Origin of the sequence: Lysobacter soli, assembly GCF_003382285.1 — a bacterium.
Classification (GTDB): Bacteria; Pseudomonadota; Gammaproteobacteria; order Xanthomonadales; family Xanthomonadaceae; genus Lysobacter_J; species Lysobacter_J soli.
Map to the genome: position 1 here is coordinate 39,898 of NZ_QTJR01000012.1, position 24,395 is coordinate 64,292.

Annotated in this window: 20 protein-coding genes; 3 read left to right on the forward strand and 17 right to left on the reverse strand. The window is 69.1% G+C overall.

All coding sequences use genetic code 11. The annotated features are described in order from the left end of the window. Nucleotides 1–97 precede the first annotated feature (97 nt). The 5 genes from DX912_RS14835 to DX912_RS14855 form a co-directional block, all read right to left on the reverse strand. On the reverse strand, nucleotides 98–1,339 hold the full coding sequence (locus tag DX912_RS14835) for an ABC transporter permease (RefSeq protein WP_115843661.1): 1,242 nt from the start codon (nucleotides 1,337–1,339) through the stop codon (nucleotides 98–100). Then, the gene (locus DX912_RS14840; RefSeq protein WP_115843663.1) at nucleotides 1,336–2,064 is read right to left on the reverse strand and encodes an ABC transporter ATP-binding protein; all 729 of its coding nucleotides are present in this window, start codon (nucleotides 2,062–2,064) and stop codon (nucleotides 1,336–1,338) included. Before DX912_RS14840 ends, DX912_RS14835 begins: the two co-directional genes overlap by 4 nt. Continuing rightward, nucleotides 2,061–3,635, reverse strand: a complete 1,575-nt coding sequence (locus tag DX912_RS14845; protein ID WP_115843665.1) for an efflux RND transporter periplasmic adaptor subunit — start codon at nucleotides 3,633–3,635, stop codon at nucleotides 2,061–2,063. The genes DX912_RS14840 and DX912_RS14845 overlap by 4 nt, the downstream gene beginning before the upstream one ends. A 143-nt stretch (nucleotides 3,636–3,778) precedes the next feature. Next, nucleotides 3,779–5,056, reverse strand: a complete 1,278-nt coding sequence (locus tag DX912_RS14850; protein ID WP_115843667.1) for a sensor histidine kinase — start codon at nucleotides 5,054–5,056, stop codon at nucleotides 3,779–3,781. Between the two features lie 9 nt (nucleotides 5,057–5,065). Further along, a complete protein-coding gene (locus tag DX912_RS14855) occupies nucleotides 5,066–5,782 on the reverse strand; it encodes a response regulator transcription factor (protein ID WP_115843669.1) in 717 nt (238 codons plus the stop codon). 97 nt (nucleotides 5,783–5,879) lie between these two features. Between DX912_RS14855 and DX912_RS14860 the strand changes: the two genes are divergently transcribed. Then, nucleotides 5,880–6,230 (forward strand): DMT family protein, encoded by a 351-nt coding sequence (locus DX912_RS14860; RefSeq protein WP_425477955.1) that lies wholly within the window; start codon nucleotides 5,880–5,882, stop codon nucleotides 6,228–6,230. A 21-nt stretch (nucleotides 6,231–6,251) separates the two neighbouring features. On the opposite strand, the gene DX912_RS14865 is transcribed toward DX912_RS14860, so the two are convergent. Genes DX912_RS14865 through nudE form a run of 4 tightly spaced genes read right to left on the reverse strand, consistent with a single transcriptional unit; the run spans nucleotide 6,252 to nucleotide 8,861 of the window. Then, nucleotides 6,252–6,554: an Mpo1-like protein gene (locus tag DX912_RS14865; RefSeq protein ID WP_115843673.1), complete on the reverse strand. Its 303-nt coding sequence runs from the start codon at nucleotides 6,552–6,554 to the stop codon at nucleotides 6,252–6,254. A gap of 35 nt (nucleotides 6,555–6,589) precedes the next feature. Next, the gene (mazG, locus tag DX912_RS14870) at nucleotides 6,590–7,453 is read right to left on the reverse strand and encodes a nucleoside triphosphate pyrophosphohydrolase (RefSeq protein ID WP_115843675.1); all 864 of its coding nucleotides are present in this window, start codon (nucleotides 7,451–7,453) and stop codon (nucleotides 6,590–6,592) included. A 50-nt stretch (nucleotides 7,454–7,503) separates the two neighbouring features. After that, complete coding sequence (gene cysQ, locus DX912_RS14875) at nucleotides 7,504–8,313, reverse strand: 3'(2'),5'-bisphosphate nucleotidase CysQ (protein ID WP_115843677.1); 810 nt, start codon at nucleotides 8,311–8,313, stop codon at nucleotides 7,504–7,506. Continuing rightward, a complete protein-coding gene (nudE, locus tag DX912_RS14880) occupies nucleotides 8,310–8,861 on the reverse strand; it encodes an ADP compounds hydrolase NudE (RefSeq protein WP_115843679.1) in 552 nt (183 codons plus the stop codon). Before nudE ends, cysQ begins: the two co-directional genes overlap by 4 nt. A 90-nt stretch (nucleotides 8,862–8,951) precedes the next feature. Here nudE and bioA point away from each other — a divergent pair, with 90 nt between their 5' ends. Both bioA and DX912_RS14890 read left to right on the forward strand, forming a co-directional pair. Further along, complete coding sequence (gene bioA / locus DX912_RS14885) at nucleotides 8,952–10,361, forward strand: adenosylmethionine--8-amino-7-oxononanoate transaminase (RefSeq protein WP_115843681.1); 1,410 nt, start codon at nucleotides 8,952–8,954, stop codon at nucleotides 10,359–10,361. Further along, nucleotides 10,352–11,089 (forward strand): 16S rRNA (uracil(1498)-N(3))-methyltransferase, encoded by a 738-nt coding sequence (locus DX912_RS14890; RefSeq protein ID WP_115843683.1) that lies wholly within the window; start codon nucleotides 10,352–10,354, stop codon nucleotides 11,087–11,089. The genes bioA and DX912_RS14890 overlap by 10 nt, the downstream gene beginning before the upstream one ends. Nucleotides 11,090–11,114: 25 nt before the next feature. Here the strand turns inward: DX912_RS14890 and DX912_RS14895 are convergent, their stop codons facing one another. The 8 genes from DX912_RS14895 to DX912_RS14950 all read right to left on the reverse strand — a co-directional run bounded on the left by DX912_RS14895 (nucleotide 11,115) and on the right by DX912_RS14950 (nucleotide 24,392). Next, nucleotides 11,115–11,453: a hypothetical protein gene (locus DX912_RS14895; RefSeq protein ID WP_115843685.1), complete on the reverse strand. Its 339-nt coding sequence runs from the start codon at nucleotides 11,451–11,453 to the stop codon at nucleotides 11,115–11,117. A gap of 20 nt (nucleotides 11,454–11,473) precedes the next feature. Continuing rightward, the gene (locus DX912_RS14900) at nucleotides 11,474–12,625 is read right to left on the reverse strand and encodes an acyltransferase family protein (RefSeq protein ID WP_267896524.1); all 1,152 of its coding nucleotides are present in this window, start codon (nucleotides 12,623–12,625) and stop codon (nucleotides 11,474–11,476) included. Further along, nucleotides 12,622–13,137, reverse strand: coding sequence for a chemotaxis protein CheW (locus DX912_RS14905; protein WP_115843688.1), 516 nt, complete (start codon nucleotides 13,135–13,137; stop codon nucleotides 12,622–12,624). The genes DX912_RS14900 and DX912_RS14905 overlap by 4 nt, the downstream gene beginning before the upstream one ends. Nucleotides 13,138–13,154: 17 nt before the next feature. Then, nucleotides 13,155–14,837, reverse strand: a complete 1,683-nt coding sequence (locus DX912_RS14910; RefSeq protein WP_147298655.1) for a chemotaxis protein CheB — start codon at nucleotides 14,835–14,837, stop codon at nucleotides 13,155–13,157. Continuing rightward, on the reverse strand, nucleotides 14,830–21,294 hold the full coding sequence (locus tag DX912_RS18645; RefSeq protein ID WP_233433606.1) for an Hpt domain-containing protein: 6,465 nt from the start codon (nucleotides 21,292–21,294) through the stop codon (nucleotides 14,830–14,832). The genes DX912_RS14910 and DX912_RS18645 overlap by 8 nt, the downstream gene beginning before the upstream one ends. Before the next feature lie 99 nt (nucleotides 21,295–21,393). Further along, entirely contained in the window at nucleotides 21,394–23,415 is a 2,022-nt protein-coding gene (locus DX912_RS14940; RefSeq protein ID WP_115843692.1) for a methyl-accepting chemotaxis protein, read from the reverse strand. After that, nucleotides 23,412–24,011, reverse strand: coding sequence for a chemotaxis protein CheW (locus DX912_RS14945; RefSeq protein ID WP_181902855.1), 600 nt, complete (start codon nucleotides 24,009–24,011; stop codon nucleotides 23,412–23,414). Before DX912_RS14945 ends, DX912_RS14940 begins: the two co-directional genes overlap by 4 nt. Before the next feature lie 15 nt (nucleotides 24,012–24,026). Further along, nucleotides 24,027–24,392, reverse strand: coding sequence for a response regulator (locus tag DX912_RS14950; protein ID WP_115843696.1), 366 nt, complete (start codon nucleotides 24,390–24,392; stop codon nucleotides 24,027–24,029). Nucleotides 24,393–24,395 lie beyond the last annotated feature (3 nt).

Below are 24,395 nucleotides of genomic sequence, written 5' to 3' on the forward strand. Positions count from 1 at the left end.
GGATGGGAACTCCGGCCGAGCATAGCGACTTTTTCCCATGCGACAGAGTCGCGGTCTGGCGAACCTCGGCCGGGATGTCTTACGACATCCCGCGTCCTCACTGCTGGCGCAGCGCCTCGATCGGATCCAGCTGCGAGGCCTTGCGCGCCGGGTAATAGCCGAAGAAGAGGCCGGTCATGATCGAGAACGTCGCCGCGAGCGCGATGACCTGTCCGTTCAGTGCTACCGGCAGGTCGCTGAAGCGGCCGACCGCCAGCGCACCGACGACGCCGATCACGATGCCCAGCACGCCGCCGCCGAGCGACAGCAGCATCGCCTCGGCGAGGAACTGCCGCCGCACGTCCGACGGTCCCGCGCCCACCGCCATGCGCAGGCCGATCTCGCGGATCCGTTCGGTCACAGACACCAGCATGATGTTCATGATCCCGATACCGCCGACGATCAGCGAGATCGTCGCCACCGCGCCCAGCAGCAGCGACATCAGCCGCGTCGTCGCCGTTCGCGTGGCGACGATCTCGGAGATGTTGCGCACGTTGAAGTCGTCTTCCTCGCCCGGCTTGATGCGATGGCGCTGGCGCAGCAGCGCTTCGACTTCGCCCTGCGTGTACGACAGGTCCTTCGCATCGGCCACGGTCAGCGCGATCTGCATCACCGCACCGGACGGCAGGCCCATCGCGCCCATCAGGCGACGACGCGCGGTTTCCAGCGGCACCATCACCACGTCGTCCTGGTCCTGGCCGAAACCGCCCTGCCCCTTCGGATTGAGCGTGCCGACCACGGTGAACGGCACGCGGCCCAGGCGGATCGTCTGGCCGACGCCGGTTTCGTCGCCGAAGAGCGTGCGCCGCACGGTCTCGCCGATGATCACCGACTTGCCCGCGCTGGTGTAATCCTGCGTGTCGAAGCCCGAACCGTTCGCGATCGTCCAGCCGTTGATGTCGAAGAAATCGGCCTGCACGCCCTGCCAGCTCGTGGACGCGTTGTTCTCCGCGTAGACGACCTGCGTGTTGCCGCGCAGGGCGCCGGCGACGTATTGCACTTCGGGGATCTCGTTGCGGATCGCGTCGACGTCACCCTCGTTGAGGGTGAAGAAACTCGACGAACTCATGCGCACGCCGCCACCGCCGGGACCCCGACCCGCGCCGGGGCTGATGTCGAGCCGCTGCGAACCCAGGCCCGACACCATCTTGTCGATTTCCTGCTGCGTGCCCTGGCCGACGGACACCATCACGATCACCGCCGCGATGCCGATGATCACGCCCAGCGACGTCAGCGCGCTGCGCATCCAGTTGCCGCGCAGCGCGTAGATCGCGGTGCGCAGGATGTCGGAGAAGTTCATGCCGCGCCCTCCGGATGCAGTTCGCCGTCGCGCATGACGTACACGCGATCGGCGTGCGCGGCGACATCGGCGTCGTGCGTGATCAGCACGACGGTGTGGTCGTCGTCGCGCAGGCGCTTGAACAGCGCGAGGATCTCTTCGCCCGTCTTGCTGTCCAGTGCGCCGGTCGGTTCGTCGGCGAGCAGGATCGGCGGCCGGTTGATCAGCGCGCGCGCGATCGCCACGCGCTGCTGCTGGCCGCCGGACAGTTCGCTCGGGCGGTGGCCGACGCGTTCGCCCAGGCCGACCGATACCAGTGCCTCGCGCGCGCGCTCGGTACGTTCGTGCGGCGGCACGCGCGCGTAGCCGAGCGGCATCGCGACGTTGTCCAGCGCGCTCATGCGCGGCAGCAGGTTGAAGCCCTGGAAGACGAAACCGATCTTGTCCCGGCGCAGCGCAGCGAGGTCTTCGGGATCGAGCGTGGAGACGTCGACGCCGTCGCATTCGTAGACGCCGGAGGTGGGCGTGTCGAGGCAGCCGATGAGGTTCATCAGCGTCGACTTGCCCGACCCGGATGGCCCCATGATCGCGACGAATTCGCCGCGATCGATGCGCAGGTCGACGCCGCGCAGCGCCTGCACCTCGGCTTCGGTGTGCGCGGCGTAGGTCTTGCTCAGCGCGCGGGTGAGGATCACCGGCGCGGCTGCGGCATCACGTGCATCGCTTCCCTGTGAGGCGCCACTCATTCGCGCGCGGCCCGTTCGCCGGTGACGATGGGATCGCCGGCCTTGAGGCCGCCGCCCGAGATTTCCGTGTCGGTGCCGTCGCTAGCGCCCAGGCGCACCATGACGCCCTGCGGCGCCCCGTCGACCAGCTGGTAGATCTGCACGCGCTTGGCGTTGACGAGGTTGGAGATGGCGGCGTCCCACTGTTTCTTCTGCGCGTCGTCGAGCGTCGCGCGGAAGGTGGCGAAGTCTTCCTTGAAGCGGTCGGCCATGCGCTGGCGCATCTGCGCCTGCATGTTGCCGGCGCCTGGGCCGCCGATCATCACGGGACCACCGGCACCGCCCGGGCCGCCGCGGCCACCGCCGCCGCCGAACAATCGATTGCCACCGCCGCCGCCCTGCTGGGACGCCTGCGCCTGTCGCGCGGCCTGGCGCGCGCGCACGGCTTCGGCCGCGGTGTCGAACGCCGCCTGCTGGTTCGCGTTCAAGTTCATCGACGCCGCGGTGCGCGACAGGTCGTCGAGCATGCCCGAGCCGCCGCGCGGACCACCCGCGCCCGGCGCTGCAGGCGTCGCCGACTGCGCGTCGTCGGACGGCTTGAAGCGCAGCGCGGCATTGGACACCTTGAGCACGTCCTCGCGCTTGCTGACCTCGATTTCCGCGTTGACCGTGAGGCCCGGCAGCAGCGTGCCGTCGCTGTTGTCGACGGTGACGACGACCGGATACGTCACGACGTTATTGGTAGTCGTAGCCGACAGGCGCACCTGTTCGACGGTGCCGCGGAACTGGCGGTCCGGAAACGCATCGACGGTGAACGACACGTTCTGCCCGGTACGCACCTGACCGATGTCGGCTTCATCGACGGCCAGTTCGATCTTCATCTTCGCCAGGTCCTCGGCGATGGTGAACAGCTCCGGCGCCTGCAGGCTCGCAGCCACGGTCTGGCCGGGCTCGATGCTGCGCGTGAGCACCACGCCGTCCACCGGCGAGCGGATCACGGTGCGATCCAGGTTGACCTGCGTGGTCTGCGTGGACGCCGCCTGCTGGCGGATCGACGCCTGCGCCGCGTTGACCTGCGCGCGCGCCTGGTCGAGCGCGGCCTTCGCAAGATCCACGTCGCTGCGCGCGACGAGCTGGCGCGCGCCGAGATCGGCCTTGCGCTTGTAATCGAGTTCGGCGTTGAGCAGCGTCGCCTGCGCCTGGCTCAGCGACGCACGCGCACTGGCGACCTGTGCGTTGCCCTGCGCGATCTGCGCCTCGTACGTCTTCGGGTCGATGCGCGCGATGACCTGGCCGCGGGTCACAGGATCGTTGAAGTCGACCAGCACGTCGGTCACCTGGCCGGACACCTGGCTGCCGACGGTGACGGTGGAAATCGCGCTGAGCGTGCCGGTTGAGGAAATCGCGACCCGGATATCGCCGCGTTCGACCTGCACGGTGCGGAACGCGCCTTCGGCCGCATCGCTACCGCGCTTTGTGTAGAAGTACACGCCGCCCGCGATCAGGGCGACCACCACCGCGGCGGCGATGCCGTGGCGGATCCAGGGCGTGGGCTTGCGGGCATTGCGGGACGACGGGCGGGCTGCGCTCATGGGGCTCGATCGAAGGGTTATGCCGGCGCGAACGCACCAGCGGCCAGTGCGTTGACAGCGGGTCGGCGGAATCGTTCAGCCGAGCCCAGCGTCATCCGGCGGATACCGGGCTGACGCCGAAGATTACCGAGCGCTGGCGCGCATTACCGCGTGAACCGGATCACCGCCGTCGTGCCCTGCCCCGGCGCGCTGGCCAGGCTCACCGGCCAGCCGAAGCGTTCGCCGAGCCGGCGCACGATCGACAGCCCCATGCCCTTGCCGTCGCTGTCGGCCGAATCGGCGCGGAAGAACGGATCGAACGCCTTGGCGAGGATTTCCGGCGACATGCCGATACCGCTGTCGCGGATCACCACGCGGTCGGGCATCAGGCGGACCTCGATCTCGCCCGATTCGGTAAAGCGCGCGGCGTTGCCCAGCAGGTTGCCGACCATCACCCGCAGCACGTGCGGCGGCGCGACCAGGCGCGGCGCGCCTTCGTCGTGCAGGGTGACGGTGACGGGACGGTCGCCCAGCAGCGGACGAATGCGCTCGACCTCGGCGGTGACGATCTCGCGCACCTCGAACTCCTCGCTCTGCGGCGCGACATCCGCTTCGCGCGCGAGGATCAGGAACGCCTCGATCACCGCCTCCATGTCGCGCCCGGCCTGCTGGATGCGCGACAGCGAACGCCGCGTGCGCGAGCTGTTCTCCGTATCGGCCAGCATCAGGTCGGTGGCGACGCGGATGACGGTCAGCGGCGTGCGCAGCTCATGGCTCGCATCGCGGGTGAAGTTGCGCTCGCGCTGGACGAAATCGCCCACGCGCTGCGACAGGCCGGTCAGCGCGCGCGACAGCTTGCGCACCTCGTCGCCCGCTTCGGCCGGCAGATGCGCAGAGGCGATCGCGCTCGCGTCGGGATCGCGCGGATCCCAGTGCGCGACCTGGTTTGCCAGCCAACTCACCGGCGTGACCATGCGCTTGGACGTGCGGTAGGTCATCCAGATCAGCACGCCGCTGGTCACCAGCGACAGGATCAGCGACACCAGTCCGGTCAGCAGCACCGACTGATCGGCGAGCCATGCGGAAAAGATGATGTACAGCGTGCCCTGCGGACGACGATCGACGTAGACCAGGCGTCCGCTGTCGGGCAGGCGCTGCACGCCGCTGCCGGTGACGCTGCGCAGTTCGGCCGGAAGCGGCGCCTGCAGGTTGCCCGGCACCACCAGGTAGCTCGACATCGTCGAGCTGCCCGGCAGGCGGTGCGAGGGATCCTGCGCGTAGGCCTGCCAGAAGGCCTCCGCCTCCTGCTCCACGCGTTTTTCCACGACCTTCTGGCGCACGATGACGCCGGTGAGCAGGATGCCCACCGTGATCACGATGCTGCCGATCAATGCCTGCGTGATGAACGCGAGTTTGATCCTGCGCGGAAGTCCGTGCGCCATGTGGTGCGATTACTCGGGCGGCTGGGAGATGTCGGCCACGCGATAGCCCGCACTCTGCACGGTGTGCAGCAGCTGCTTGTCGAAGGGCTTGTCGATGGTCTTGCGCAGGTTGTACAGATGGCTGCGCAGCGTGTCCGAATCCGGCAAGCCGTTGCCCCAGATCTCGCGCTCGATTTCCTGCCGGCTCACCACGCGCGGCGATTCGCGCATGAGGATCGTCAGCAGGCGCAGGCCGATCGGCGAGAGCTGCAGCTCGCTGCCGCCGCGCGTGACGCGCAGGCTGGCCGGATCGAGCACCAGATCGGCAACCTTCAGCACCTCGCCGCCCACCTGGCGACGTTCGCGGCGGATCAGCGCGCGCAGGCGCGCTTCGAGTTCCTGGATCGCGAACGGCTTGGTGAGGTAATCGTCGGCGCCGGCGCCCAGGCCGGTGAGCTTTTCGTCGAGCGTGTCGCGCGCGGTGAGCATGAGCACCGGCGTCGACTTGCGCGCTTCCTCGCGCAGCTTCTTGCACAGCTCCACGCCGTCCATGCGCGGGAGCATCAGGTCCAGCACGATGACGTCGTAGTTGTTTTCCGTCGCCAGCCGATAGCCGTCGAGGCCGTCGCTCGCGTAATCGACCTCGAATCCACGGCCTTCGAGGTATTCACCGACCATCTCGGAGATGTTCCGGTTGTCCTCGACAATGAGGACCAGGCCGCCATCTCGTGTTCCGGTACCCTGCATGCAAAACCTCCCGACGCTTCAGCTTTGTGAAGGCTGCCGGGCCGCGAGTGGAGAGGCCGTGAAGGCCCCCCACACAAACTGAACGAAACCCTAGCGAATCCTTACCATGCCCCTTGAACGCATCCTTCCCATCGCCCTGCTGCTGGGCTCGAACGTCTTCATGACCTTCGCCTGGTACGGGCACCTGAAGTACAAATCGGCGCCGCTGGCGGTGGCGATCTTCGCCAGCTGGGGCATCGCCTTCTTCGAGTACTGCCTGATGGTGCCCGCCAACCGCATGGGCAGCGCAGTCTACTCGGCGCCCCAGCTCAAGGGCATGCAGGAGGTCATCACCCTACTGGTCTTCGCCGGCTTCTCGACGTGGTATCTCGGCCAGCCGCTGAAGTGGAACCACTGGGCGGGCTTCGCGATGATCGTCGTGGCGGCCTGGCTGATCTTCCTTGATTGAGTGGAACCCGGGCGGCGCGTCCTAAAACCGGATCTTCCCGCTCAGGATGTCCTTGAACATCACCCAGTCGCCGACGAACGAATAGAACGGGTGCTTGAACGTCGCCGGCCGGTTCTTCTCGAAGAAGAAATGCCCGACCCACGCGAAGCCATAGCCGCACAGCAACGCGGCCAGCAGCCACCACGCGTTGCCCCGCACGATCGCCAGCGCGGCCAGCGCCAGCACGCCGCAGCTGCCGATGAAATGCAGCCGCCGGCTGGTGCGGTGGCTGTGTTCGCTCAGGTAGAACGGGTAGAACTCGCGGAAGCTCGAAAAGCGCGACATGCGGTCCTCTCGTGACGATGCGCTGCGGCCGGCGCTCAGGCCTTTTCGTCGGCCTTGGCGCGATTCCAGAGGCGATCCTGCGCCTGCAGCGGCAGGTCGGCAAGCGATGTTCCGTCGGCCTGCGCCAACGCCTCCATCGCGCGGAAACGCCGCTCGAACTTGAGGTTCGCGCGACGCATCGCGGCACCCACGTCGACGTTCGCGTGCCGTGCCAAGTTCGCGCAGACGAACAGCACGTCGCCGATCTCGTCCTCCAGCCGGTCGCGTGCGGCGGCATCGTCGGGATTCGCGTCGAGCGCGGCGAATTCGGCGCGCACTTCGTCGATTTCCTCGTGCAGCTTGGCGAACACCGGCGTCACATCGGGCCAGTCGAATCCCACGCGCGCGGCGCGCTTCTGGAGCTTCGTCGCGCGCTGCCATTCGGGCAGGCCGCGCGCGATGCCGGCCAGCGCGGAACGGTCTTCGGTACCGCTTGCCTCGCGCTCGCGACGCTTCTGTTCTTCCCACGCGACGGTCTGCGCGTCGGCGTCTTCCACCGACGCATCACCGAACACGTGCGGATGCCGGCGCACCATCTTGTCGCAGATCGCCGCGACGACGTCGCCGAACGAGAACGCGCCCTGCTCCGACGCCATCTGCGCATGGAAGACCACCTGCAGCAGCAGGTCGCCGAGTTCGTCCTTCAGGTCCGCCAGGTCGCCACGATCGATCGCGTCGGCGACTTCGTACGCCTCCTCGATCGTGTACGGCGCGATCGTGGCGAAGTTCTGTTCCAGATCCCACGGGCAACCACCTACCGGATCGCGAAGGCGGGACATGATGTGGAGCAGGTATTGGATGTCGTCGGGGTTGTGCACGTGTTCGTTCCGCTGAGCGTTGCTGCGTGTTTCGGCTGTCATTCCCGCGAAGGCGGGAATCCATGCATCCCGGGGATCATGCCGTCCGGGAACTACGGCGCCACCCATTCCCGCCATGGCAGCGCCACATCGCCCAGCCCGATGAAGTCGCCGTTGAGGATCCGCTCGCGCTGGTTGTAGCGGAACGGGCGCCCCAGCGGATCGAGCACCGCGCCGCCCGCGCCTTCGAGCACGCACTGGCCGGCGGCCGTGTCCCATTCGCTGGTCGGGCCGAACCGCGGATACACGTCGAGCGTGCCTTCGGCGAGCTTGCAGAATTTCAGCGACGAGCCGAGCCCGACCGGCTCGGTCTCGCCCATGCGGTCGATGAACGCCTGCGTGCGGCTGTCGCGATGCGAACGGCTCGCTGCCACGCGCAGCGGCGCGGTGGCCGGCGCGCGCACGCGGATCGCGGTTTCGCCCGAGCCCAGCCGACGGAACGCGCCAATGTTCGCACCGCCATGCCACAGCTCGCCCGTCACCGGCGCCTGCACGACGCCCCACACGGCCACGCCATCGACGATCAACGCGATGTTCACCGTGAACTCGCCGTTGCGCTTGACGAACTCCCGCGTGCCGTCGAGCGGATCGACGAGCCACAAGCGCTGCCATTGCCGGCGCGTCGCGGTCGGAACCTCGTGCGCGGACTCCTCCGACAGCACGGGAATATCGGGCGTGATCCGCGCCAACCCGTCGACGATGCAGCGATGCGCGGCGAGATCGGCGGCGGTGAGCGGCGAATCGTCGTCCTTGTGCTGCACGGCGAATTCGCTGTCGTAGATGCCGAGGATCGCGGAGGCGGCATCGTGCGCCAGCGCGATCACATCCTCGCGGATCGCGGCATCGGGGAGAGGTGACGTCATCGGGATTGCATCCTCAGCCACTCGCGGGCGATGAACAGGGCGGCGATGCTGCGGCCTTCGGAGAAGTCCTCGCGCAGGATCAGTTCGTGTAGTGCGTCGAGCTTCCACGGCACGACTTCGAGTTCTTCCGGTTCGTCGCCGGGCAGGCGCTCGGGATACAGATCGCGCGCGATCACCAGGTGCGCCTGGTGGCTCATGTACGTCGGCGCGAGCGTCAGCGCGCGCAGCACGCGCACGTCGCGCGCGCCGTAGCCGGCTTCTTCCTTCAGTTCGCGATCGGCCGCCTGCTCGGGCGTCTCGCCGGCGTCGATGCGGCCCTTCACCAGTCCCAGCTCGTAGCGATGCACGCCGGCCGCGTACTCGCGCACGAGCAGCACGGTGTCCTCGTCGATCATCGGCACCACGACCACCGCGCCGTGCCCGCGCCCATGCAGGCGCTCGTAGTGGCGGCGCTCGCCGTTGGCGAATTCCAGGTCGAGGCGTTCGAGCCGGTACGGGCCGGCGTCGTGTTCGGTGATGCGGTGGATGGTGGGCAGACGACGCGACATGCGGGCTCCGGAATGCCATCCGAGCGGGCGCGTGCGTCGGGCGTGGAAGGTCCCGGCCGGTCGCGCGGCTAGAATGGCGGGATGCAGCGAATGGACCACATCATAGCGCGCGACGACACGGCGGCCGCCTGGCGCGAGCGCGACCTGGCGGTGCTCTGGCACCCGTGCACGCAGATGCGCGAACACCTCGATCCCGCCGGCACCCTGCCCCTGTTGCCGGTCGAGCGCGGCGAAGGCGCATGGCTGATCGGCCGCGACGGACGCCGTTACCTCGACGCGATAAGCAGCTGGTGGACCAACCTCTTCGGCCACGCCGAGCCGCGCATCGCCGCGGCGATCGCGCGCCAGGCGACGACGCTGGAGCACGTGATCCTCGCCGGCGTCTCGCACGCGCCGGCGGTCGAACTCGCCGAGAAGCTGCTGTCCATCGCGCCGCGCGAGGCCGGCCGCGAACCGCTGGCGAAGGTGTTCTATGCCGACAACGGCTCGGCCGGGGTCGAAGTCGCGCTGAAGATGGCCTTCCACTGGTTCCGCAATCGCGGCATCGACGGGCGCACGAAGTTCATCGCGCTGGACAACGGCTACCACGGCGAAACGCTGGGCGCGCTCGCGGTCGGCGACATCCCGCTGTATCGCCGCGTCTACGCGCCGCTGCTGGCCGAGGCGATGTTCGCTCCCTCGCCCGACGCATATCTGTGCGAGGAAGGCGAAACGCCGGCGCAGCGCGCGCATCGCGCCGCGGACGCGCTCTCGGAGCTGCTCGAACGCCACGCGGGCGAAGTCTGCGCGCTGATCCTCGAACCGCGGGTGCAATGCGCCGGCGGCATGCGCATGCACGATCCGGCGTACCTCAAGCGTGCGCGCGAACTGTGCGACGCGCACGGCGTGTTCCTGATCTGCGACGAGATCGCCGTCGGTTTCGGCCGCACCGGCACGCTGTTCGCGTCCGAACAATCCGGCGTGCAGCCCGACCTTCTGTGCCTGTCGAAAGGCCTGACCGGCGGCGCGTTGCCGCTGGCGGCGGTGCTCGCGACGCAGTCGATCTACGACGGCTTCCTCGACGTATCGCGCGAGAAGGCGTTCCTGCATTCGCACAGTTACACCGGCAATCCGCTCGCATGCGCGGCGGCGCTGGCATCGATGGCGATCCTCGAGCAGGACGACGTGATCGTGCGCAATGGCGATACGTCGCAACGCATGGCGACGCTCGCTGCGCCGTTCGCGGACCATCCGCACGTCGCCGACGTGCGCCAGGCCGGCATGATCGTCGCCTTCGAACTCACGCGCCGTGGCGACAAGCGCACGCCGTTCGATGCAGGCGCGCGCATCGGCCTTCGCGCATATCGCGCCGCGCTCGAACGCGGCGTGCTGCTGCGCCCGCTCGGCGACGTGCTGTACTGGATGCCGCCGTACTGCGTCGACGACGACGCGCTGCAACTGCTCGCCGACACCACGCGTGCGGCGATCGACCACGCCATCGAGGAAGCCGCATGCGCCTGACCCGCGTCCACGTCGACGAATCGCTCAGCGTCGGCCGCGAAGTCGCGCTGCCCGAAAGCGCGGCGGCGCACCTCGTGCGCGTGTTGCGCCTGGGCGTCGGCGATGCCTGCGTACTGTTCAACGGCGACGGCCACGATTACGCCGCGCGCATCGTGTCCTCAACCAAGCGCGAACTGCGCGTCGCGATCGAATCTTCCGAGCCGGTTTCGCGCGAATCGCCGCTGAAGCTCGTGCTGCTGCAGGGCGTGGCGCGCGGCGAGAAGATGGACCTGATACTGCAGAAGGCCACCGAGCTGGGCGCGACCGCCTTCCATCCGCTGTGGTCGCAGCGCAGCGAGGTGAAGCTCGACGAGGCGCGCGCGGAGAAGCGGCTGGCGCATTGGCGCAGCGTCGTATCGTCGGCGTGCGAGCAGAGCGGCCGTGCGTTCGTGCCGGAGGTCGTCGCGCCGGTGTCGCTTTCGGCCGCGCTGGCCGCGCTTCCGGCGGGTGGATTGCGCCTGATCCTCGATCCGGAAGGCGAGTTCTCGTTCGGCACGCTCGATCTAGATGTCTCTCAACCGGTGTACGTGGCGATCGGCCCGGAAGGCGGCTGGTCCGACCTCGACCGGACGCAACTGCGCGCGGCGGGCTTCCGCGGCCTGAAGCTCGGCCCCCGCATTCTTCGCACCGAAACCGCGGGGCTGGCGGCGATTGCGGCGTTGCAGGCGAAGTTCGGGGATTTCGCCTGAGTGTTGACGTACGACGCGGCGACGCTCAGTGATAACGCATCGAGAGCAGCGCCACCAGAAAGGCGAAGAGGACGAACACGACGGTGGCGACAACGGTCGCGTAGCGAGTCAGCAGCGAAGTGTCCGTGTGCTCCAGCATCGCCTCGAACGCTTCTGCATCCACCTTCAGACTCGGTTCGTGCGAAGGGTCGTGCAGCAGCCGGCGAACATCGTCAGCCTGTTCGTTGATGCAGCAGAACAGCGCCCAGAAGCTGGGACTACGGCCCCCGCCCGGCGCTACGTGCGTTGGGATGCCTTTGCTCCTCAACAGCTCCCGAACGTCGGCCAGATCGCCGCTGTCGTGGAATCGCCTGATGAACTCCATCGAATGGGCTCCTGCCCTGATCAGATCTTGAAGTAGACCTTCCGCGCATCCAGCACCCGCACGACCATCCACCACACCAGCACGAAGGCGACGGCGTACGCCAGCGACGCGACATACGGCCCGAACCGCGGCGTGATCCAGCTGGCGAACGCATGCTGGTAGAGCGGATCGAGCCAGCCGAAGGCGACCAGCGCGTAGAGCATGAACGCCGAGCCGGCGTAGGCGGCGATCGCATTCACGCCGAACGTGCGGCCTACCGGCGGCCAGCCGCGCAGGTCGATGAGCGAGTGGAACAGCGCGAGGATCCAGCACGCGAGGCCACCGGTCCACAGCACGTACGACGGCGTCCACAGGTTCTTGTTGAGCGGCTGCAACAGCGACCACGCGAGGCCCGCTGCGATCGCGAGTGCACCTGCGATCACCAGCGTGCGGCGGTCGCCACGACGCAGCCAGTCGCCTGCGCGCAGGCCGAACAGCGTCGTCGCCAATGCCCCGAGCGTGCTGACGAGCCCTTCGGGATCGTGGCCGCGACCGGTCGCCGGATCGAGCTGGTATACGTGAACGCCGAGCAGTGCGTGGTCGATGCGGCTGGCGATGTTCACGAACGGCTCCAGCGTGCCGCCTGCCGCGAGCAGTGCGCCATACGCCAGCAGAAGCGCGGCGAAGGCCACCCATTGCGTGCGTTGCCGCGTGTGCAGCGCAAGCACGCCGACCGCTGCGAAACACAGACCGATGCGCTGCAGTACGCCCGGCACGCGGTAGTGCGCCAGGTCGAACGCCCACAGCGCGCACACGTGCAGCAGCAACCCGAGGCCGAGGATGCGTGCGCCGCGGACGAGCACGGTCTTCGTGAGGACGCGGCGGTCATCGCCGCGCTCGACGCGCGGCATCAGCGCCAGCGCGATCGACACGCCGACGATGAAGAGGAACATCGGGAAGATCAGGTCCGTCGGCGTGAAGCCGTGCCACGCGGCGTGCTCAAGCGGCGCGTAGACGTGTCCCCAGTCGCCGGGGTTGTTGACGAGCAGCATCGCCGCGACGGTCAGGCCGCGCAGCGCGTCGACGGAGGCGTAACGCGCGGCACTTCGACGCTGCGCGCCGACGGCGTTCCCGTCAGCGCGCGGTGCAGGTTCGAGTTTCTTGTCGAGCCCCGGCATCGGGGTTCGGCTCAAGCGGCCTGCGCCTGCGCGAGCGCGATGCCGATCTGGTCTTCGATCGTGCCGAGATCGGGCAGGAACGCCGCGTCTTCGTTCAGCAGCACGCGCGCCTGCACGCCGTTGGGCAGTGCGTTGTGGTCGTCGACGACCATCAGCGTGTCGCGGGCCACGGTGACCAGGCGCGGGAAGCCCTGCGTCAGCAGCGCGAAATACGGAGTGCGGCGACCTTCGACCGGCGTGTTTCCGCCCAGCGCGCGCAGCACCAGGACCTTGCTGCCCAGGCCGCCGCGCTCGTTGGCGAGGCCCGAGAAGCGGCCGAAGGCGATCAGCGGCAGCTGCCAGCCGCGCCAGCGGATGCGGCCCAGCAGCCAGTCCGGTGCGCCGGCGACGGCGTCTGGTTCGGCGTAGGACAGCACCTCGGCGATGGTCGCGTTGGGCAGCAGCAGGCGCCCGCCGGCGACCTGGATCAGGACGCCCCGGATGTCGTTTTCGGAAGCGCCGGAAGCTTGGACGTGTTCGGTGGCCATGTCGTGTTCCTTGTCGCTCAGCGCCAGCGTTCGGCCAGGCGTGCCGACAGGTCGGCAGGCTGGCCCGATTGCGCGCCGCGCGCGATGAGTGCCGATGCCGCGGCCGCGTCGTAGCAGCCGTCCGCCGCCTGGCCGGCGACGAGCGCGCCGCTGCCGGACAGCTTCATCGCCGCATCGACCTGTGCCGGATCGGCGCCGCTGAGCATCAGCACCGCGGAGTCGCCCGGCGGCAGCATGGCGAGCACGTCGCCGCCGCCTTCGACGAAGCGCATGCCCGACTCGCTCACCGTGATGCCGATGTCGGCCGGGAGGATGTAGATCGTGCCGGCCATGGCGATGAGGCCCGGCTCGGCCAGGCGCACCTGCAGCGGCGTGGCGCGCTGCATCTGCGCGACGAGGCGGTCGTAACGGCCGCCGTCGAGGCGCTGCTGCACGAGCACCGGGCGCGGGAATTCTTCCGGCAGGCCGCCGAGCAGCTGGCGCACCGCATCCGGACCGCCGATGCCGGCAAGCACCAGGATCGCGCCGCCCAGCTGCGCCACGACGCGGTCCTCGACCAGTTCGAGCGAGGAAATGCGTCGCTCGATGTCGCCGAGGTCGCGCTGGAACTTGTGGTTCGGGTCGGCGTCGCGCGCGACGGACGCGGCGGCGTCGGTGGTGTCGTCGGTGAACGACCAATCGGGGGCGGCCGGCGCTTCCGGCTTCGGCGCAGCCGACGCTGACGCGCCATCGCGACTGGCCTCGAACATCAGCACCGGCGCAGCCGGCGCGTCGAACACGGGCGTTTCGATGACCTCGGGAAGCGAGGCTTCCAGCGTTGGGGCGTCGAAGACGGGAGATTCGAACACCGGCGTCGTGGTTTCAGCCACTTCGTAGTCGAAGCTCGATTCGAACGGCTGCACGACCAGTTCGGCGGATACGTCGATGGCGTCGGCCGCAACCATCGGCGCGTCGGACGCGAACGTCAGTTCGATGTCGGTCAGCACCGGCGCCAGTTCGACCGGCTCGTCGTCGAAGCTGGCTTCGGCGGCGACCGGATCGAAGGGGCTGTAGCTGGCCTCGTGCGTGTACTGGACCTGCTGTTCGTCGACCGTCAGTTCCAGTGTGGGTTCGGCGACTGCCACGTGCTCAACGGCATCGAGCGACACGGCGGCCTGCACCACGGGCCTCTCTTCGACCGGAGCGAGCGAGAGCGCCGCGAACGGAGCGGCCTCGACGAGCGCCGGCGCATTGGCAGGCGCTTGCACCGGCGCGACGGCGCGCGGCGCTTCGACGGGCGCGACCGGAGCGACGGCTTCGGCCGGACGCTGCACGATCGGCTCCGGCGGTTCCATGCCTTCGGGTTCATGGCCCGGCGGCAGTACGTCGCCATGGCCGTGCAGTTTCGCGCCGAGATGACGCGCCCAGCGCGCCAGGTCCCAGCCCTCGCGCGTGGCCGCCAGCGCGGCTTCCTCGTAGATCACTTCGACCGAGGGATCGGCCAGCACCGGATCGAACTTCTCGATCACGTCCTCGGTGACCGGATCCAGCGCGACGACGATCACCTGCGGCGCAACCTGCCCCAGCGCTTCGAGTTGCAGCGTGGTCGGATCGGCTTCCAGGACGACGTGCGCGCCCGCGTCGGACAAGGCCGAACGCAGTCGTTCGCAGGCTGCGCCCGGTCGCGCCAGAAGGACCGCGCGACGGGAGGACTCACTCATTCCGCGTCGCCCCCGCATCGATGCCCAGCAGGTCGTACACGTTGCGCATCAGTTCCGGCTCCTGGTACGGCTTGCCCAGGTAGCGCTCCACGCCGATCTCGAACGCACGCTGGCGATGCTTGTCGCCGGTACGCGAAGTGATCATCACGATCGGCACGCCGCGCAGGCGCGCGTCGCCCTTCATCGCGGTGGCGAGCTCGTAGCCGTCCATGCGCGGCATTTCGATGTCCAGCAGCATCAGGTCAGGCACGCGCTCGACCATGCGCTCCAGCGCGTCGATGCCGTCCTTCGCGGTGAGGACCTCGAGGTTGTGGCGTTCAAGCACGCGGCCGGTGACCTTGCGCATGGTGACCGAGTCGTCGACCACCATGACCAGCGGAACGCGACGCGTTTCGACCGTTGCGACCGGCGCGACGACATGGTCGCGCGGCAGCAGCGCCTGGCGGCGCACCAGCGGTGCGACGTCGAGGATCACGACCACGCGGCCGTCGCCCATGATGGTCGCGCCGAAGATGCCCGGCACCGACGCCACCTGCGGTCCGACCGGCTTCACCACGATTTCGCGGTTGCCGACGACCTGGTCGACGCACACCGCGGCGCGCAGGTCGCCCGAACGGATCAGCAGCAGCGGCATCTGCAGCGCGCCTTCGGCCTTGGCGGTGCCATGGCCGACCAGCGTGCCGAGGTCGTGCACCGCGTAGTCCTCGCCGCCGTAGCGGTAGGTCGCGTCGACCATGTCCAGGCGATCGCGGGCGATGCGGCCCACGCCGCGGACCGAGGCGATCGGCACGGCGAAGGTGGTCTCGCCGATGCGCACGAACACGGCCTGGGTGACCGCCAGCGTCTGCGGCAGGCGCAGCGTGAAGGTGACGCCCTTGCCGGGGACGGACGCGATGTCCAGCGTGCCGCCGAGCTGGCGGACTTCGCTGGCGACGACGTCCATGCCCACGCCACGGCCGGCCAGGCGGCTGACCGATTCGGCGGTGGAGAAGCCCGGTTCCAGGATCAGCGCGTCGATCGCGGCGTCGGACAGCGTGGCGCCTTCCGGCACCAGGCCACGCTCGTGGCCGCGGCGCAGGATCGCCTCGCGATTGAGGCCGGCGCCGTCGTCGCCGACTTCCAGCACGACTTCGGAACCTTCGCGGCGCACCGCGATGCGGATCGTGCCCTCGTCCGGCTTGCCGGCCTTCTTGCGCGTGTCCGGCGTTTCCAGGCCATGCGCGACGGCGTTGCGGAGCATGTGCTCCAGCGGAGCGGTCATGCGCTCGAGCACGTTGCGGTCGAGTTCGCCCTGGGTGCCGTCGAGCTTGAGCGCGACATGCTTGCCCAGTTCGCCCGACGCCTGGCGCACGACGCGGCGCAGGCGCGGCAGCAGGCCGTCGAACGGCACCATGCGCGTGCGCATGAGGCCTTCCTGCAGGTCCGAGCTCACGCGCGACTGCTGCAGCAGCAGCGTTTCGTACTGGCGCGTCAGGTCGTCGAGCGTGGTCTGCAGGCTGACCTGGTCGGCCGCCGATTCGGCGAGCGCGCGGGACAGCTGCTGCAGCGTCGAGAAGCGGTCGAGTTCAAGCGGATCGAATGCCTGCTCGCCGTCGTCGCCCTCGCGCTGGTAGCGCGCGACGATCTGCGCTTCGGTTTCGATTTCCAGACGACGCAGCTGGTCGCGCATACGCGTGTTCGTCGCCGCCATTTCGGCGATGGCGCCACGGAATGCACCGAGCTGCTGCTCCAGGCGGGCGCGGTAGATCGCGACCTCACCGGCGTAGTTGACGAGGCGGTCCAGCAGGTCGGCGCGGATACGCACCTGTTCCTGCGGGGCGCGCACGCCGATGTCGTCGTCGTCGGTCAGCGGCTGGTCGCTGATCGGCGCCGACAGCGGCTTGAGGTCGACGTGATGCGGCTCGTCGTGCGCGGCCTCGACGACCGGCGCGGCGGGCTTCGCCGTCGCGACGACCGGAGCGGCGGCCTGCGCGGCAGCGGCCAGGTCGCCCAGCGTCGTCTCGCCGCGCGAACGCGCGTCGAACTCGGCGATGAGCGCTTCGGGCATCGCAATCGCGCGGCGGTCGCCGACGCGGGTGACCATCGCATGCAGGCGGTCGAATCCGCGCTCGAGCAGCGGCACGCCGTCGCGGCCGAGTTCGCAGCGGTTTTCCACCACGCCTTCGAGCAGCGATTCCATGGCGTGGCCGAGTTCGCCCACGGCCATGATGCCGGCCATGCGCGCGCCACCCTTGATGGTGTGCAGGTCGCGCTGCAGGCCGACCAGCGATTCGCGCTCGGTCGGCGCCTCGCGCAGCTGCGCGAGCAGGCCGTCGGAGTGGTCCAGCAGGTCGCTGGCTTCCTCTACGAAGATGTCGACCAGTTCCGGGTCGAGCTCGCTCAGGTCCAGCGCTTCGTCCGGATCGTCGGCACCGGCCAGCGCCTGCGCGATGAGCGCGGCCACGGCCGGCTCCTGCGCCTCGATGGACGGAATGGAGGCGAAGTCGTGCGCCGGCGCGTCGGAAGGCAGCTCGGCCAGCGCGTCCTGCGTGAGTTCCTGCGCCTCGGGCAGCTCGTCGCGCATGTCGCCGATGGCGGGCGCGTCGACGAAGGCGTGGCCGACGGCTGCCGCTTCCAGCGAAGCGGCTTCGATCGCCGCATGCTGTTCGCTGGCGACGCGATCGGCTTCGGCGTATTCGGCCTCCAGGCGCGCGTACTCGGCTTCCTCGTCGGCGATGCGCGCCGCTTCCAGGCGCTCGGCTTCGAGGCGCTCGGTGGCGATGCGTTCGGCTTCCAGCAGCTGCGCTTCGATGCGCTGCTGTTCGGCCAGCGCGACGGCGGCCTGGCGCTCGGCCATGGCGGCCTCGACGGCAGCCTGATGCGCGGCTTCGGCGGCGAGGCGCTCGGCGCGCTCTTCGGCTGCACGCTCTTCGGCGAGACGCTCGGCTTCGGCCTGCTCGGCGGCAAGACGTTCGGCCTCGATGCGCTCGGACTCGACGCGTTCCGCTTCGGCCCGTGCGGCCTCTTCGGCAGCGGCGTGTTCGGCGGCGAGACGCTCGGCCTCGATGCGCGCGGCTTCTTCCGCCGCGGCACGCTCGGCGTCCGCACGTGCGGCTTCGGCCAGCTCCGCGGCGATGCGCTCGGCTTCGGCGGCCTCGGCGGCGAGCAGTTCGGCTTCGCGACGCTCCGCTTCGGCGCGCGCATCTTCCTCGCGCTTGAGCAGCGCCAGGCGCTCGGCTTCGCGCTGCTGTTCTTCCAGCGCGAAACGCTCCGCTTCCAGGCGTTCGACTTCGATGCGCTCGGCGTTGGCGCGCTCGATCGCCTCGCGCTCGGCCTCGATGCGGCGGGCTTCGGCCAGCTCGGTCTCGATGCGCTCGGCGTGGGCCGGATCGGAGAGGTAGTCCGGGCCGACGTCGGCGGCCAGGTCGGTGAACTCGCTCAGGTCGATCGCGGTGAACGCATGCTCGGCCTCGACCGCTTCCTGCGGCATCGGCTGGCGCGCGTCAGGCAGGCTGTCGCGCAGGGCGCGCATGCGATCGGCAAGGCCGGCGAACACCGGGATCCGCGGGGACGGCGTCTTCAGCGTCGCCAGCGTGCGGCGGATCGCGTCGGCGACCTCGCCCATCGCGGCCACGCCTTCGGCGCTGGCGGGCTGGCCGGAGGCCAGCAGGCGCTTTACGTACACCTCGGTCGGACCGGTGATCTCGGTGATCACCGGCACTTCGGTCATCGCGAAGGCACCGTTGAGCGTGTGGAACGCGCGCTGCAGGCCATCGTCGGCCGGCTGCGGCTGCGATGCGGCCAGCCACTGCTCGATCGTCGCGAGGTGGCCGCTGACTTCGGCGTCCAGGATTTCCAGCAGCACCGAGTCGACCGATGCCGGCACGCCCGGTTCCGGCTCCAGCACCGGTGCGATGTCTTCGGCCGCGAGCTCCGGCGCGGGCACGTCGTCGAAGCTGATTTCCTCGACTTCGATCGCGCCGTCCAGGCCGTCGAAGCTGACCGCTTCGAGCGTGATCTCTTCGGCCAGCGGCTCGAAGACCGGCTCCACGACAGGCTCGATCGGCTCGACCACCGGTTCCACGACCGCTTCGGCCTTGGGCGGCGCGGGCGTGTACGGCGTTTCGTCGCCTTCGGCCAGGCGATCGGCGTGGGCTTCCATCGCCGGCAGGTCGGCGGTGATGGCGCCTTCGTTGCGCAGCGCGGCGTGCAACTGCGGCAGCGTGGCGTAGGCATGGCCGACCAGGCCGATGACCGCCGGGCTCGCCGGCCGCGTGCCGTCGAGCACGCGGTTGAGCAGGTTCTCGATCTTCCAGCTGAATTCGCCGAGCGTCTTGGCACCGACGAGGCGGCCGGAGCCCTTCAGCGTGTGGAACACGCGGCGGATCGGGCGCAGGCGCTCGCTGTCTTCCGGCAACGCGTGCCATTCGGGCAGCAGGTCGCCGAGATGACGGATCTCCTCGTCGAGTTCCTCGAGGAAGACCTCGCGGATCTCGTCGTCGATGTCGTCGCTGTGTTCGAAGCCGCCGGCGGCGATCTGCTGCGGCGTGCTCGCGACCGGCGCGGGAGCCGGCACCGGAGTCGGCGCGGTCGGCGCCGCGGCGGCCACCTGCGCGACCGGCACTTCGGCGGCCAGCGTCGGCGAGGGCGCCAGCGCGTTGGCGTCGAACGCCGGCGCGGTCGGCGTGCCGAGCGTGATCTCGTCGGTCAGTTCGAAGTCCGGAACGCGCGCCAGCTCCTCGCGGCTGATCGGCGAGCTCGGCGCCATCGTGGCGGCGATGTCGAATTCCGGCAGCGGCCAGTAGCGCAGCGTTTCCAGGCTCTGGCGCGTGATGTCGAGGATGTGGTTGCGGTTCGGGCGCTGCTCGCGCAGCGCTTCGAGGTAGTACTCGAGGCTGGCGAGCGCGTCGGCGAGCGTGTCCAGCTGCTGGCCGTTGGGCACGCGCTTGCGGCCGATCAGCTCGACCTCGGTATAGCGCTTCACGCCGCTGAGGTAGTCGGCCGGCTGCGGCAGCTCGAGCATGCGCAGCGCGCCGGCGACTTCGTCCAGCACGCGCGGGACTTCGGCCAGTTCGGCGTGATCCCAGTTGGTTTCGACGAACGCAACGAAGGCCTGGCGCGCATCGCCGAAGTTGGCGATGGCTTCGCGCACGAGCACGTCGAGCACCTTGCGCGCCTCGCCGGCGAGCAGGTCGTCTTCGGCGCCGGCGTCGGGCAGGCCCAGGCGCGAGACCTGGTCGTCCAGCGAGGCATCGACGTAAAGCAGTGCACCGGCGACGTCGAGCAGCGCGCCTTCATCGGCCGGACGCCTGCCCGAGACGATGTCGTGCATCGCATCTCGCTGCTGCAGCACGACGGTGCGGGCGACGCCCAGTCCCATCATGCCGAGCGTGTCGCTGACGCGGCCGAGCGCTTCCACCTGCGGCTTGAGTTCGGCGACGTCGGTCTGGCCGGTGCGCAGGTGCAGGTCGAGCGCGTCCTTGACGCGCAGCAGGTCTTCCTTGATCGCTGCCGCAACGGTGTCCAGCAGCGCGCGGTTGCGGCCGGACAGCGAACCGCGGGCGTGTTCGAGTTCGGACTCGCTGGGCAGGTGCGCGGCGAGTTCGAAGGTGTGGCGCAGATCGTCCAGCGCCGGGTGGCGGCCGTCGCTGTGGGCGACGTGGTACAGCAGCTGGCGGGTCGGTTCGGCGGCGGGTTCGGAGCGGTGCGCGCCGAAGCCGTCGTCGGCGAGCATCAGGCGCGCTTCGCGCTCCACGCCGCCGAAGGCCTGGCGCAGCGCGCGCGTGGCCGGCAGCGCGCCGTCGCGCAGGGCGCCGGCGACGCTGGAAGCGACCCACAGCATGCGGCGCACGGGTTCGAGCACGACTTCGCCGAGCAGGCCGTCGATCGCGGTCGAAAGCTTCTCGGGCTGCGACGGGTTGCCGTCTTCCGGCCAGTTCGCCAGCGCATCGCGCAGGGCGGCCAGGTGCGGCGAGGTCGCACCGCGAACGGGTGCGGCCGCCGGCAGCGCGCTCGGCAGGTTCGCCGGCAGCGGACGGTCGAGGTCCGGCGCGAACAGGACGCTTTCGTTGAGGCCCGCCTCGCCGCGCGTGGCGCGCAGTTCGTTGAGCAGCGGCAGCAGCACGATCGGAATGTCGCGATGGCCGCCCTGCAGGCGCTCCAGGTAGTCGGGCAGCAGGACCACGCCGCGCATCAGCGCCGCGCAGGCGTCGTCGCGGTCGGCGACCTTGCCCTGCTGCAGCGCGAGCGCCAGGCGCTCCATTTCCTCGGCCACCATCGCCGGGGCGTACAGCTCGACCATGCGCAGCGTGCCGTGCACCTGGTGCAGCTGTTCGGCGCACTGGCGCATGCGGCTGGCGTCGGCCGGGTTCTCGGCGTACGCCTCGATTTCCTGCTGGGCCTGGCGCAGGGTTTCGTCCAGCTCGGGCTTGATCCAGCCGAGCGTGGTGGTGTCGATGGCTTCGCGCATCACGGTCATCGCTCACCTCGCATGGATGCAAGGTGGCGCGACCTGCGGCCGAGGCGCCATCCGGGGCTGAAGCTGTTCATCGTGACCGACCTTGTTCCGATCCGCCCGTCAGGCCGGCAGCTTGAAGTCGGCGACCGAGCGGCGCAGGTCGGCGGCCAGTTGCGCCAGGTTTCCAATCGACGCGGCGGTCTGGTTCGCACCCTGCGACGTCTGCGCGGTAATCGACTGGATGGTGTTCATCGTGGCGGTAATGTTCGATGCCGCGCTGGACTGCTGCTGCGCCGCGCTCGAGATGCCCTGAATGAGGTTGGACAGGTCGCTCGACACCTTTTCGATCTCGCCCAGTGCCGTACCCGCGTCTTCGGCCAGTCGCGCACCGGCGACCACTTCGGACGTCGTCTGTTCCATCGAGGACACCGCTTCGTTGGTGTCGGACTGAATCGTCTGGACCAGCGTTTCGATTCGCTTGGTCGCGTTCGATGCGCGTTCTGCGAGTCGCTGCACTTCGTCGGCCACGACCGCGAAGCCGCGGCCCGCTTCACCCGCCGAGGCCGCCTGGATCGCGGCGTTCAGCGCGAGGATGTTCGTCTGTTCCGAGATGTCGTTGATCAGTTCCACGATCGAGCCGATTTCCTGCGACGACTCACCCAGTCGCTTGATTCGCTTCGAGGTTTCCTGGATCTGGTCGCGAATGCTGTCCATGCCCGCGATCGTCTGGCGCACCACGCCCGCACCCTTGGTCGCGATCTGCACCGAGCGCTGCGCCACGTCCGCCGATTCGGCCGAGTTGCGCGACACCTGGTTGATCGACGCCGCGATTTCGCTGATACGGCTGGAGGCGGAGTTGATTTCCTGCGCCTGGTGTTCGGCGGCCTCGGCCAGGTGCATGGCGGTGGCCTGCGTTTCCTGCGCGCTGGCGGCGACCTGCACCGAGGTGTCGGTAATCGTCTGCACGAGGCTGCGCAGCTGTTCGACGGCGAAGTTGATCGAGTCCGCGATCGCGCCGGTCATGTCCTCGGTCACGGTCGCCTTTACGGTCAGGTCGCCTTCTGCGAGCGAACCCATTTCGTCCAGCAGGCGCATGATCGCCTCCTGGTTGCGGTCGTTGAGTTCCTTCGTGGTCAGGTAGCGCTTCTTCTGCTGGCTGTTCAGCGAGACGACCAGGAACACGATCGCGAACAGCGCGATGAGGCCGGAAACGATCGACACCAGGATGTGGCCGATCGGGTTGGTGCTGCGCACCGAGCCGAACGAGGTGAAGGCGCGGAACAGCGCCTGGCTGTCGGTCAGCAGCTTGTTGGAGCCGCCGGTGATCGACTCGGCCGCGGCCTGCGCGGCGAACAGGTTCTGCGAGGAGGACAGGATCGCGTCCAGGTCCTTCTTCATTTCCAGCCACAACGTCTCGGCCTGGCCGAGGGCGGCGATGGCGTTGGCGTTGCCCAGCGGGGTCACGCCGAACGCGGCGTCGCCCTTGCGCAGGCCGGTCAGCACGTTGCCGAACACCGCCGCGTCGCGACCCAGCGCTTCACCGGCGAGGGCGGCGCCGCTGCCGCCGGCGCGGATCTGCGTGATGCGCTCGGCCATCTTGCCCGACAGCACGACCTGGCGAAGGGCGATGTAGACCTGCGAGGACGGCGAGCCGGAGGCCGACATCGCGCGGACGAGTTCGTCCAGTCTCGCCTGCAGCTGCGGCACGCGGCTGGAGAAGCTGTCGGCGTTGCCGGCCAGCGCCAGCACGGCCTTTTCGGACGCGACCACCTGGTCGGCGCTCTTGCCCAGCGGCGCCCAGGTGCTGGTGACGGTCTGGATCGGGCCGGACACACCGGCGGTACCGCCGAAGTTGGCGTTGAGCTGCTCGACGTCCTGCACGATCGCCGAACGCGTTTCCTTGAACGCGGCGAACGCGGCGGCGTCGCCGCTCACCGCTTCCTGGCCCTGCACGGCGAGCTTCTGCGAGTTCACCTGCAAGTCGGAAGCCGAGGAGCTCGCACCACCCAGGCGCGCGGCCTTCCATGTTGCGTAGCCGGTGTTCAAACCGAAGATGAGCACCGAGACGCCCAGCACGATCAGCCAGGTGTTGACGCCAAGATTGCGGCCCTTGCCGGCAGCGCTATCCATAACAGTGCTCATGGTTGAACCTCAACGTTGCTGATGCGGTGCGGCATGTCGGACGCCGCCTGGCGGAATTCGGGAGTGCGGGCAAGCCTGTCCAGGCTGAAGATGCCCCACGTGTGTGCGTCGAGGCGGTAACCGCGCTCGACGAAGTTCGCGTAACGGCCCTGCGTCAGCGCGACGACGGCTTCGTCGTCGGCCTGCTCGGGCGAAAGTTCGATGCGGTGCTGCTCGTGGAAGCTGCGCTGGCCGTAGAGCTCGTCGATCAGCACCGCCACGTCGCCGCCGGGCTGGCGGACGAGCAGGATGCGCTGGCTCTCGTGCAGGACGGTGCGCTCGCCTTCGAGGAACTGCTTGAGGTCGACGATGGGGAGCAGGTTGCCGCGCACGTTGGCCAGACCCAGCAGCCAGGGCTGCGCGCCCGGCACCTGGGTGACCTGCGGAAGCGGCAGGATTTCCAGCACTTCGCCGAACCCCGACGCGAGGCGGCGGGCGCCGATGCGATAGCCCACGCCGCGCCAGAGGCCGGGGGCGTCGAGCTGTTCGGGCAGGCCGACCACGTGCGCCAGGCTGCGGCGCTCGTAGTCCACCAGCACGTCGAAGGGCGACTGCAGCATCGCGGTCCCGCCTCAGGCGCCCAGCAGGGCGTTGATGCGGGCGATCAGTTCGTCCTCGCGCGGCGGCTTGACGATGTAGTCGCGCGCGCCCTGGCGCATGCCCCAGGCCTTGTCGGTGTCCATGCCCTTGGTGCTGACGATCAGCACCGGGATGGTGCTGGTGTCGGCGTCGCGCGACAGCGCGCGGGTCGCCTGGAAGCCGTTCATGCCCGGAAGCACGACGTCCATCATCACCAGGTCCGGCTTCTCGCGCTTGCAGGTCTCGATGCCGTCCTCGGCATTGCCCGAGGCCAGGACCTGATGTCCGTTGCGCTCCAGGAGCTGGGTCAGGACCGCCGTGTCGGTCGGCGAGTCCTCGATCAGAAGAATACGTGCCATTTG